This window comes from Bacteroides sp. (assembly GCF_052357945.1).
Classification (GTDB): Bacteria; Bacteroidota; Bacteroidia; order Bacteroidales; family Bacteroidaceae; genus Bacteroides.
Genome location: NZ_DAWCXD010000075.1, coordinates 1 through 11635 on the forward strand (window position 1 = coordinate 1; position 11635 = coordinate 11635).

10 protein-coding genes are annotated in these 11635 nt (G+C 39.5%); 8 read left to right on the forward strand and 2 right to left on the reverse strand.

The window, feature by feature from the left end; all coding sequences use genetic code 11:
- The first annotated feature begins 544 nt into the window (after positions 1–544).
- The 8 genes from ACT8YW_RS13990 (at position 545) to ACT8YW_RS14025 (ending at position 9238) form a co-directional block, all read left to right on the forward strand.
- Complete coding sequence (locus ACT8YW_RS13990; protein ID WP_444105656.1) at positions 545–766, forward strand: DUF4248 domain-containing protein; 222 nt, start codon at positions 545–547, stop codon at positions 764–766.
- Between the two features lie 494 nt (positions 767–1260).
- On the forward strand, positions 1261–1653 hold the full coding sequence (locus ACT8YW_RS13995) for a hypothetical protein (protein ID WP_444105658.1): 393 nt from the start codon (positions 1261–1263) through the stop codon (positions 1651–1653).
- A gap of 232 nt (positions 1654–1885) precedes the next feature.
- Positions 1886–3661: an oxaloacetate decarboxylase gene (locus ACT8YW_RS14000; protein WP_444105687.1), complete on the forward strand. Its 1776-nt coding sequence runs from the start codon at positions 1886–1888 to the stop codon at positions 3659–3661.
- A 396-nt stretch (positions 3662–4057) separates the two neighbouring features.
- On the forward strand, positions 4058–4546 hold the full coding sequence (locus ACT8YW_RS14005; protein WP_444105660.1) for an HU family DNA-binding protein: 489 nt from the start codon (positions 4058–4060) through the stop codon (positions 4544–4546).
- Between the two features lie 231 nt (positions 4547–4777).
- Positions 4778–6055 (forward strand): DUF3575 domain-containing protein, encoded by a 1278-nt coding sequence (locus ACT8YW_RS14010; protein WP_444105662.1) that lies wholly within the window; start codon positions 4778–4780, stop codon positions 6053–6055.
- A gap of 9 nt (positions 6056–6064) precedes the next feature.
- Positions 6065–7066 carry a DUF5119 domain-containing protein gene (locus ACT8YW_RS14015; protein ID WP_444105664.1) on the forward strand — a complete coding sequence of 334 codons (1002 nt, stop codon included), beginning with the start codon at positions 6065–6067 and terminating at the stop codon, positions 7064–7066.
- A 55-nt stretch (positions 7067–7121) separates the two neighbouring features.
- A complete protein-coding gene (locus tag ACT8YW_RS14020; RefSeq protein WP_444105666.1) occupies positions 7122–8120 on the forward strand; it encodes a fimbrillin family protein in 999 nt (332 codons plus the stop codon).
- 278 nt (positions 8121–8398) lie between these two features.
- Positions 8399–9238 (forward strand): helix-turn-helix domain-containing protein, encoded by an 840-nt coding sequence (locus tag ACT8YW_RS14025; protein WP_004324020.1) that lies wholly within the window; start codon positions 8399–8401, stop codon positions 9236–9238.
- A 121-nt stretch (positions 9239–9359) separates the two neighbouring features.
- On the opposite strand, the gene ACT8YW_RS14030 is transcribed toward ACT8YW_RS14025, so the two are convergent.
- Together ACT8YW_RS14030 and sdhA are read right to left on the reverse strand one after the other, a co-directional pair.
- On the reverse strand, positions 9360–10115 hold the full coding sequence (locus ACT8YW_RS14030; protein ID WP_004324019.1) for a succinate dehydrogenase/fumarate reductase iron-sulfur subunit: 756 nt from the start codon (positions 10113–10115) through the stop codon (positions 9360–9362).
- Between the two features lie 36 nt (positions 10116–10151).
- The coding region (gene sdhA / locus ACT8YW_RS14035) for a succinate dehydrogenase (quinone) flavoprotein subunit (RefSeq protein WP_444105668.1) at positions 10152–11635 on the reverse strand (1484 nt) is incomplete at its 5' end.

Here is an 11635-nt window from a genome sequence, read left to right on the forward strand (position 1 = left end):
CAACCTTTGTTAACCTTAAATCTAATACTATGAAAAAAATCACATGACAAATGTATGTCTTTGCAAACTAACCTCCAAATAATTCTGTTGTATTTGTTTCTCTTTTAAATTCTTTCACTGATTTTCACTGTTATCGTACACGGTGCGTTCTTAATGGCTAAAGTAGGATGCTTTTTGGGATAGGTAATAGGGGGGAAAGTAAGTCTTCCTGAATACCATTACAGCCTCTGGGAAAATTAGAAAATAAGGTCTGAATATAAGTGTTTTCTTGGTTTAAAAGGAACACCCCGTTGGTTTTAAAGGAACGATGCGTTCCTTTTAAAGGAAAGATTTTGTTTTATTTAAGTGCTGTGCAATAATTGAAATGTCAAATATTGAAAAAAATAAAATAATGGATTAATTGATTGATAATTAACTTGATATGGATAAATACTCCTTTATATTAACGGCAAAATCCCAAAAGACTTGACAAACGCTTTTTGATGTTGTATATTTGTAGAACGAAAGAAACAATGAAACGACAAATTAAAACTTTAAAAACGAAATGAGACGAATCTTATCTTTTGCAGTATTAGCTGCATTGTACTTCCCCGGATGTACGACCAGTAAAAATGCAGTGCGTTGTCTGAGCCGATGGATTAAAGACTGTAACCCGTTGACCAAAGAGCTTGTACCGACCGGTTATATGCCATATAATCATCGTTATCTGACGATGAAACAGTATAAGATTATAACAAAACATCTAAGAGATCCTTATGAGGATTAGGGTATAGACGACCCGATAAAAAGCTTGAGGCTGCAACCTTTTATAGGGTTTGCAGCCTTTTTTGTTGCATAAATTCAACGTAAATCCTTCTGAAAGCTACATTCGGGTTTTTAATAAACTTGGATACCGTTTCTAATAAACTTATTGAGAATTTATTAGAAACTCAAAAGTCGTTTATGCAGAAAAGATAAACTTTTTTCGGTGTGTTGAAATGAGAAATATACGAAATCTTTGTGTGTCTGGTTAATAATCACTACATTATTAAAGACAGTCTCATTTCATCTTTATTTGTGTAATCTTGAATGGGTAGATGTTTTTTCTTGTAATTCTTTATTTTAATTGAAACTTATCATACAATCATATATGATTGTGAGTATATGAATGTGAATATGTTACTTTGGAGAATAATTTATACCTGGCAAGTCAAGGGGCTTAAATGAGAGAGATCAGTCATAAAATATTTAGCAGAGTAATAACAATAAAAAAATGATGAAATGGATACTCTTAAATTGCATTCACACTTTGAAAATTTGTTGTATGTGGGAAGAAGCGTGCTCGCTAATACAACTAGTCGCATTCAAAGATTGTTTTTTAAAAAAGAGATGTGTATATATGAATATTTGTTTAAGGAGGAAGCAAGTAAAGGCATTGAGATTGTAGTGGACAATGCTGTCTTAGTTTGTGTTTTAGAAAATGATATCTGTAATAAATCTATTCTTTATCTTAATGACTCCACTAATATAACATCTTATATTAATTATTGCAATAGTAATTTTGAATATGATAAACTCCATGATAGATGGATTATGCCTGATGGTTATCTTACCCTTTTTATACCGAATGATGACTTTGAAAAGCGATTTGCATTCGTGCAAACCTTAGTATGAATAAATTTCGTGAAGCCTTTGGATTCTTAAGGGGATATATCTGAACATTAGACAATTTGATTTGTTATTTATATTATTAAGATGCGTTTGAGAGGATTTTACTTTCATTATGATGTAAAACATCTCTATTTGCCCATTTTTTAAAGGTTACTTTTGACTATATGTCAAAACAAACCTTTATATTTGTATATGTGAAGTTAACCAAAGAAAAAATCACTTATTATTGGCTATGATGAAAAAGGAAATCAAATTCAGTCTTGTTTATCGGGATATGTGGCAATCTTCCGGTAAGTATCAACCTCGGGTTGACCAGCTTGTACGTATAGCTCCATTGATTGTTGAGATGGGCTGTTTTACAAGAGTTGAAACGAATGGAGGTGCTTTTGAGCAAGTGAATCTATTGTACGGTGAAAATCCTAATAAAGCCGTCCGTGCTTTTACCGCACCTTTTAAAGAAGCGGGCATTCAAACGCATATGCTCGATCGTGGTTTGAATGCATTGCGTATGTATCCGGTTCCGGCGGATGTGCGTAAATTGATGTATAAAGTCAAGCATGCACAAGGGGTGGATATCACACGTATCTTCTGTGGACTGAATGAGACGAGAAACATAATTCCCTCCATTAAATATGCTCTGGAAGCAGGTATGATTCCGCAGGCAACTCTTTGTATCACGTATTCTCCGGTGCATACCGTTGAGTATTATGCCCGAATTGCCGATCAGCTGATTGAGGCCGGTGCACCTGAAATTTGTTTGAAAGACATGGCAGGTATCGGTCGCCCGGGTATGTTGGGGCAATTGGTCAGGACTATCAAGGAGAAACATCCGGATATATTGATTCAATATCATGGTCATAGTGGGCCGGGATTGTCTATGGCTTCTATCCTTGAGGTTTGCGAGAATGGTGCGGATATCATTGATGTAGCTATGGAGCCGATGTCTTGGGGAAAAGTGCATCCGGACGTAATCTCGGTACAGGCAATGTTGAAAGATTTAGGTTTTCAGGTTCCGGATATTAATATGAAAGCATATATGAAGGCTCGTGCGATGACGCAGGAATTCATAGATGATTTTCTGGGTTACTTCATGGATCCTACCAACAAATATATGTCTTCGCTTTTATTGAAATGTGGTTTGCCGGGTGGTATGATGGGTTCCATGATGGCAGACTTGAAAGGAGTGCATTCCGGTATCAATATGATATTAAAAAATAAGAACGAACCAGAACTTAGTCTTGACGATTTGCTGGTAATGCTTTTCGACGAAGTGGAATATGTGTGGCCTAAGTTGGGTTATCCTCCTTTGGTGACTCCTTTCAGTCAGTATGTGAAGAATGTTGCATTGATGAATCTTATGCAATTGGTAAAAGGGGAAGAGCGCTGGACAATGATAGACAACCATACTTGGGATATGATCTTGGGTAAAAGTGGGCGTCTTCCTGGTACGCTTGCACCGGAGATTGTAGAATTGGCGAAGTCTAAAGGGTATGAGTTTGTTGATACTGATCCGCAGTTGAATTATCCGGATGCTTTGGATGATTATCGCAAGGAAATGGATGAAAATGGCTGGGAATATGGAGAGGATGACGAGGAACTTTTCGAACTGGCCATGCACGATCGCCAGTATCGTGATTATAAGTCGGGTGTTGCCAAAAAGCGTTTTGAGGAAGAGTTACAACATGCTAAAGATGCGGCTATGGCGAAGAACGGATATTCGGAAGAGGATATCAAGAAGTTGAAACGTGCCAAGGCAGACCCGGTCATTGCTCCTGATAACGGGCAGGTACTTTGGGAAGTTTCCGTAGAGGGACCGTCTATTGCTCCTTTCATCGGACGTAAATATCAGCATGACGAAGTTTTTTGTTATCTTTCTACTCCATGGGGAGAATATGAAAAGATTCTGACCGGATTTACCGGACGTGTGGTGGAAATATGTGCACAACAAGGCGCTACCGTACGTAAGGGAGATGTTATCGGTTATATTCTGCGGAGCGATATTTTTGCGTGAGATTTCTATGAGAGTTAGACTATAAGTTACTTTATAAAAAGGTCAGGCTGCAGTCTGTGATGAGGTTGCAGCCTGACTTGTTTGTAGACATTCAATGTAAAAGTTACAGGAAGACTTTTAGCTGTTAGGATTTCAATGGCTATCCATTGATAAGTTAGAGTGTTGAATATGGAAAATACGCATTTTATGAAAAAAAATAATTCTTTGATATATTCTGTTGATAACTAGCAATATTCTCTTCCGATGATAATTGATTCCAAACGATGAAAGGAGACATAAAGGAGACAAAAGGGGACCGGACGTTTTGCAGTTGATATACCTTTGCAGAGTCATTCAAACAAAGAGAATGACAAACAGATAACCTTTATTTTTTTGACCAATTAAACTTTAACAATTATGGGTTTAGAGTACGTAGTAACAAAAAGAGTGTTCGGTTTTGACAAGGACAAAAACGAAAAGTATGTGGCAAAATCGGTTCGTTCCGGTAAAGTGAGTTTTGCAAAGATGTGTCGGAAAGTGAGTGAGCTTTGTGGCGTCCATCGTAAGGTGGTAGATTTGGTCGTCAGTGGTCTGGTGGATAAGATGGCGGAGGATATTGATGATGGAAAGAGCGTGCAGATGGGTGAGTTTGGTATCTTCACTCCTACTATCCGTGCTAAGAGTACAGATGACGAGAAGGAGGTCTCATCCAAGTCGATCGTTCAGAGAAAGATCTTATTTTATCCGGGAAAAATCTTCAAAAATACGTTGGAAGATATGAGCATTACCCGCCGTGCGGAAATTGAAACGGATTATACGGACGGAAGTAGTAATGGGGGGAATAATGGGGGTAACCCTGATTCGGGCGATGATGGCAAAGGGGAAGCACCGGACCCGGCTGCATAATTAGACTGGACTTTGTATTAAAGCAAGCCTTTAATTAGTGAATGCACAGAGAATCGATTCTTAATCGGTAATCTGTGCATTCTTTTTATATGATTTTCTGCTTTTATACTCCTCAAACTTGCAAAATCGTTTCAATCGTTTCACAGAACCTTTCAGGGCCTGTATTTTCTCCTGAAAGTATGATTTGATTTATTTTTTAACTTTTATATTTGTCAACAGAAACGAACGACAATGAAACATGGTATCTTTATCTTGGCTATTCTTATGGCTTTGTTAAGCCTTCCAGAAAGTGGGTATGCTACGGTGCCATTTTTTACTGTTGTAAATGATACAATCCGACGGGTAGTGATATATTTTGATGCGAATGAAACGAATGTGAATCCTTATTATAGGGGTAATAAAGAGGTAATTATAGCATTAGATTCCTTATTGTCCGGAAACTCGGATACGAAATATATAACAGCGTTAAATGTAGTGAGTTTTGTTTCTCCTGATGGTGACGAGTCTTATAATAAAAGTTTGGTTACTAAGAGAAATAACTCGATAAAGGAATTCTTGAGGCGATATGAATTAGTTAATAATGTTGATAAGATTCATTTTTGTTCAAAGGGAGAGGATTGGTTGGAGTTTCGTAAGTTGGTGGCATCTGACACCAACTTACCCGACCGGGAAGAAGTGTTGATGTTGATCGACTATCATAAGGATGATATCGCCAAAAGAAAGCGACTGTTGCGTAAGCTAAATCGGGGAGCCGCCTACCGATATATGGTTCGTGATGTATTTCCGGAATTGAGGCGGTCTGTTATAACGATTGTCGGGGAAACTGCGATAATAGATAGAGAGGCTTTTGAACCGGTATCTTCTGTCTCCGGGTTGTTTGTTTCGAATCAGGAAGAGGCGCTTCCGAAGAATCAACCTGATAAGCCTGTGGGAGAAAGTGAAGATAAACAGACCTGTGAGGTCGATATGTCGGAGGCAGAAGAGCCGGTGAAAAGCCAAACAGTGCTTGCAGTAAAGAACAATCTATTATATGATTTGGCATTGGCGCCGAATATAGAAATAGAAATTCCAATAGGTAAGAGGTGGTCTTTGAATACTGAATATAAATGTCCGTGGTGGTTGAATAGTAAACACGATTTCTGCTATCAGCTCCTTTCTGGAGGGATGGAAGGACGTTATTGGCTGGGAAACCGGCAGAAACGTAACCGATTGACCGGACATTTTATTGGACTTTATGCTGAAGGTGGAATATATGATTTCCAGTTACGTGGAGATGGGTATCAGGGTAAGTACTATGGAGCTGCTGGAGTGACTTATGGATATGCAAAGCAATTAGCACGGCACTTCTCCCTTGAATTCAGTCTTGGCATAGGGTATTTGACAACAGAATATAAGAAATATACTCCTTATGAGGGGGATATTGTATGGACAAATAGTGGGCGTTATAACTTTATTGGTCCTACCAAAGCAAAAGTTTCTTTGGTATGGTTGATAACAACAAAGAGATAGGAGGGCGTTATGCGAAATGCAAGATTCATGCTTCTTGTGCTTCTGTCCTCGCTGCTGGTGCTAAACGGGTGTAGCCGTCGCGATATATTGGATGATTATCCTGTAAGTGGGGTAGAAATTTCATTAAACTGGGATGGAGTAACAGATAAATTACCAGAAGGTATCCGGGTTATATTTTATCCGAAAGATGGTGAGGGTAAAAAAGTGGACAGGTACCTTTCGGTACGAGGTGGAGAAATGAAAGTTCCTCCGGGACGGTATTCGGTTGTAGCTTACAACTATAATACGGAGTCCATACGTATCCGAGGAGAAGAGTCCTATGAAACGATAGAAGCTTATACAGGAAACTGCAATGGTTTAGGGATTGCAGGAACGGAAAAGATGGTTTGGTCACCGGACTCACTATATGTGCTGAATATTGATGAACTGAAAATAGATAAGAGTGAAGAGGTGCTTTCTTTGGATTGGAAACTGGAATCGGTAGTGAAGAAGTATTCTTTTGCGGTAGAGGTCAAAGGTTTGGAGTACGTAACAACAATCGTAGGATGTATTAACGGACTATCTGATTGTTACCACATTGGTAAAGGTTATGAAGCATCTTCCTCGCGGCCTATCTATTTTGAGGTACAGAAAGATGGTAATAAGGTAGTGGCGTATTTCACAGCTTTCAAGCAGGCAAAGGAAATGCCAGTCCCGACACGAATATCAGAATCAGGGAGCGCAACTTCCCGTGGTGTAGGCGATATAAAGTTGATCTTGAGATTTATCAAAACGGATAATACGGTGCAAGAAGCAGCAATTGATGTTACTGAAATAATAGAGACACTTGAAGATACTGGAACAGGAGATGATGGAAAACAGGACCCTCCACCGGAGATTGAGTTACCGTCTGATGATAAGATTGAGGTTGATAAGCCAGAGTTACCGCCGAATCCTGATGGGGGTGGAGGAATGGATGGCAATGTTGATGGGTGGGGACCGGAAGATAATGTTGAATTACCTGTGATTTAAAATAGATGTTATAAACAAAATAGAACAATATTATAAACTTTTAAAAAATACAGTTATGAAGAAAATTTTATTGGCAGTAACAGCTGCTTTAGCAATTATGAGTTGCTCACAAAATGAGGAATTTGAGGCGCCGAATCAACAAACAAAGATTGATTTTACTTCAGTAGTAAGGAAAGCTACAAGAGCTACAGATACAAATAGTAATAACTTTTTAGGGTTCACTGTAAGTTCTTATATTACAGATGGTGACTATAATGGAACAGATGCTTTAGGAGCTGCATACATGGATGGAATCTCATATGCGAAAGATAATGCTGCTGCACCTTGGACTACTACCGATAAAGGAACGTATTATTGGCCATCAATAAGTTCAGGAAAAAAAGTACAATTCTTTGCATACCCAACGACAGATCCTACGTCCTATTCTCTTCCTGACGCTAGCTACCCTACAATATCTTTCACTGTTGATGGCACTCCTGCGGATCAAAAAGATTTGGTTGTTGCACATGCAACTAATGTTACTTCAGAGTCGAGTAAAGTAGCTGATGGTACACTGACCCTAGATTTTAAACATGTTCTAACCCGTATAAATTTTGCGTTTATTCCTGATGATCCTTTGCTTACTTATGCAGTGACTGCTGTTAGTATAGCTGATGTTAAAGGTGGAACAGGTAAATATAGTTTTAATGCAGATAATGGTGAATGGAATTTGGCTGCTGCTGCTACTTCATCATATAGTTATGCTGTTAAACAATCAGCAGATAAGGTTGAAAATAAGAATTATTATTCTTTGGCTGATACTAATGCATCTTGGATGCTATTTCCTCAAGAAGTAAATGGTAAGGTTATATCAATAACATATTCAACGAAACAGGGTGCGATGGAAGTCTTTTCAGGAACTAAAAAAGTAACTCTTCCTAGTGATGCCAAATGGACAGTTGGTCAAAATGTGCTATATGTATTAACATTACCTGCCGGTGCTGCTAAAGTTGGGCTTGATACAGAGGTTAGCGAATGGAATACTGCAGACGAAAAAGAGGAGACTGCTAAATGATAAAATGTGACACTGTCTATGATTTTGCATAAATGAGAAAACAGAATTCAGATATTTTGGCTCATATCTGGATTCTGTTTTTTATATAAGTATTTTTGGCTTTTCAGTTTTTCAAGAAAAGTGGGGGCTTTCTGTTTGAGAGCTAAGCTTGCATTTTTGAGTACTTCTATTTCTTTCCATATAGCTTCTTTTTCACTTTTCTTCCTTTTTTTATGGCTATATGAAATCTTTCATATATTTTTGCTGGCAGCATAAACAAATACAAACACAGCCAGCTTATGCCATCTATTTGTCAAGGAACTTGGGATTGTCAAATATGTCCGAAAGCAGTGAGCAATGCTATTACTCATGTTATTTATCAGCGTGGTTTTCATAAACCAGCTCAGAGGTGTGAGGAAAATTTTATTCTTTTCTTGATTAAAGGAGAAATGCTGGTTAATAGTAAGGAATATGCCGGTACCATGCTTAAAGAAGGTGAATTTATACTTCAAGCTATTGATTCTACATTTGAGATGCTTGCCATGCTTGAATGTGAGTGCATTTATTATCGTTTTATTCAACCGGAATTGTTTTGTGATTCTCGTTTCAATCATATAATGAAAGATGTATCACCTCCACTTATCTATTCCCCAATAAAGATAGTTCCTGAACTACAATATTTTTTGCAGGGTTCCATCACTTATTTAAAAGGAAATAAAGTCTGTCGGGATTTGTTGTCTCTCAAGCGGAAAGAGTTGGCATTTGTGTTGGGGTATTATTATTCTGATTATGACCTCTCGAGTCTGGTGCATCCGCTCTCTAAGTACATCAATAGTTTCCACTACTTTGTTATTCAAAACTATAAGAAAGTAAAGACTGTAGAAGAACTAGCCCAATTAGGAGGATATACCCTTAGCACATTCCGTCGTATTTTCAATAATGTCTTTCATGAACCAGTTTATGAATGGATGCTGGCACGCCGTAAAGAGGGTATTCTCGATGACTTGAATAATTCTGCTTATAGTATTTCCGAGATATGCTATAAATATGGTTTTGAGTCCTTACCTCATTTCTCTAATTTCTGTAAGAAATCTTTTGGCGCTTCTCCACGTAATTTGCGTGGACAAAACCGTTCATGATAACTGATTATTAATAATAATCATGATCCATTCATATATAAAGAAATCCCCTGTCGGACTAGCCGGCAGGGGATTCTGTCATTAATCAAATTAAGCTCTCGCTCTCGAAATCTAGCAATTTCTAGTCTTTTAATTTTGCGATGATGAAGTCACGGTTCAAGCGGGCGATGTTGCTGATAGAGATGTTCTTCGGACATTCAGCCTCACAAGCACGAGTGTTTGTACAGTTACCGAATCCCAGTTCATCCATCTTTGACAACATGGCTTTTGCACGACGCAAAGCTTCCGGTTTACCTTGCGGCAGCAAGTTCAACTGGCTAACTTTTGCAGAAACGAACAACATAGCAGAACCATTCTTACATGCAGCTACACAAGCACCACAACCGATACAAGAAGCAGCATCCATAGCTTCGTCAGCGATAGGCTTCGGAATCAGGATAGCGTTAGCATCCTGCGGAGCACCTGTACGTACGCTCACGTAACCACCAGCTTGCATAATCTTGTCATAAGCAGTACGGTCTACCATCAAGTCCTTGATTACAGGGAAACCGGCCGAACGCCAAGGTTCAACAGTAATCGTATCACCATCCTGGAAACGACGCATATAGATCTGGCAAGTAGTAGCACCTGTTGCAGGACCGTGCGGGTGTCCGTTGATGTAAAGAGAACACATACCGCAGATACCTTCGCGGCAATCGTGATCGAATACTACCGGTTCTTTTCTTTCGCTGATGAGCTGTTCGTTCAGAATATCCAGCATTTCGAGGAAGGAAGTATCACCGGGGATATCTTTCATTTGGTAGGTTTCAAAAGCACCTTTAGCCTTCGGACCAGCTTGGCGCCATACCTTCAGTGTAAATGATATATTTTTATCCATTTTCTTCTAATTCTTTTAAATGTTTAACTTCACCGATTAGCTCTTGTAGTTACGGGTTTGAACCTTGATAGCTTCGTATACCAGCGGTTCTTTGTACAACACCGGAGCTTTTTCATCGTCACCTTGATATTCCCAGCATGCTACATAGAAGAAGTTTTCGTCATCACGTTTAGCTTCTCCTTCTTCAGTCTGGTATTCTTCACGGAAGTGACCACCACAACTTTCGTTACGGTTCAATGCATCGTAAGCAACAAGCTCACCCATTGTGATGAAGTCGTACAGACGGATTGCTTTGTCAAGCTCTACGTTCATACCTTCTTTAGAACCGGGGATAAACAGATTCGTTTCGAATTCCTTGCGGATTTCTTTCAGTTCGGCAATACCTTTCTTCAAGCCTTCTGCCGTACGTCCCATACCTACATATTCCCACATGACATGACCCAGTTTCTTGTGGATAGAATCAACAGATTCTTTACCCTGGATGCTCATGAACTTGTCGATCTTAGCTTGAACTGCCTTTTCTGCTTCAGCAAATTCAGGAAGATCAGTAGAGAAACGAGGAACAGTGATTTGATCTGCCAGATAATTCTGGATGGTATAAGGCAATACGAAGTAACCGTCAGCCAAACCTTGCATCAATGCAGAAGCACCGAGGCGGTTTGCACCGTGGTCGGAGAAGTTACATTCACCGATAGCGAACAGACCCTTGATAGTGGTTTGCAGTTCGTAGTCTACCCAGATACCACCCATTGTATAGTGGATAGCCGGATAAATCATCATCGGATTATAATATTTTACGCCATTAATTTCTTTTGCCAGTTCTCCCGGATTAACGTCAGTGATTTCTTCATACATATCGAAGAGGTTACCATAACGTTGGAGAACGATGTCGATACCCAAACGGTTGATAGCTTCAGAGAAGTCAAGGAATACGGCTAAACCAGTGTTGTTTACACCGAAACCTGCGTCGCAACGTTCTTTAGCAGCACGGCTGGCAACGTCACGCGGAACCAGGTTACCGAATGCCGGATAGCGGCGTTCCAAGTAATAGTCGCGGTCTTCTTCAGGAATATCACTTCCTTTGATTTCGCCTTTCTGAAGTTTCACAGCATCTTCTTTTTTCTTCGGAACCCAGATACGACCGTCGTTACGGAGAGATTCAGACATCAAAGTCAGTTTAGACTGCTTGTCACCGTGTACAGGGATACAAGTCGGGTGAATCTGAACGTAAGCAGGGTTAGCAAATACAGCACCCTTGCGGTAGCAAGAGATAGCAGCTGTACAGTTACATCCCATAGCGTTGGTAGACAGGAAGTAAGCATTACCATAACCACCGGTAGCGATAACTACAGCGTGAGCGGCAAAGCGTTCCAGTTCACCTGTTACAAGGTTTTTAGCGATGATACCGCGAGCACGTCCGTCAACGATCACCACGTCTTGCATTTCATAACGAGTGTACAGTTTTACAGTACCTACGTTTACCTGACGGCTCAATGCAGAGTAAGCACCCAGCAACAACT

Coding starts and splice junctions, on each gene's coding strand:
- ACT8YW_RS13990 (WP_444105656.1), top strand. CDS start 545: ATGAGACGAATCTTATCTTTTGCAGTATTAGCTGCATTGTACTTCCCC.
- ACT8YW_RS13995 (WP_444105658.1), top strand. CDS start 1,261: ATGGATACTCTTAAATTGCATTCACACTTTGAAAATTTGTTGTATGTG.
- ACT8YW_RS14000 (WP_444105687.1), top strand. CDS start 1,886: ATGAAAAAGGAAATCAAATTCAGTCTTGTTTATCGGGATATGTGGCAA.
- ACT8YW_RS14005 (WP_444105660.1), top strand. CDS start 4,058: ATGGGTTTAGAGTACGTAGTAACAAAAAGAGTGTTCGGTTTTGACAAG.
- ACT8YW_RS14010 (WP_444105662.1), top strand. CDS start 4,778: ATGAAACATGGTATCTTTATCTTGGCTATTCTTATGGCTTTGTTAAGC.
- ACT8YW_RS14015 (WP_444105664.1), top strand. CDS start 6,065: ATGCGAAATGCAAGATTCATGCTTCTTGTGCTTCTGTCCTCGCTGCTG.
- ACT8YW_RS14020 (WP_444105666.1), top strand. CDS start 7,122: ATGAAGAAAATTTTATTGGCAGTAACAGCTGCTTTAGCAATTATGAGT.
- ACT8YW_RS14025 (WP_004324020.1), top strand. CDS start 8,399: ATGCCATCTATTTGTCAAGGAACTTGGGATTGTCAAATATGTCCGAAA.
- ACT8YW_RS14030 (WP_004324019.1), bottom strand. CDS start 10,115: ATGGATAAAAATATATCATTTACACTGAAGGTATGGCGCCAAGCTGGT.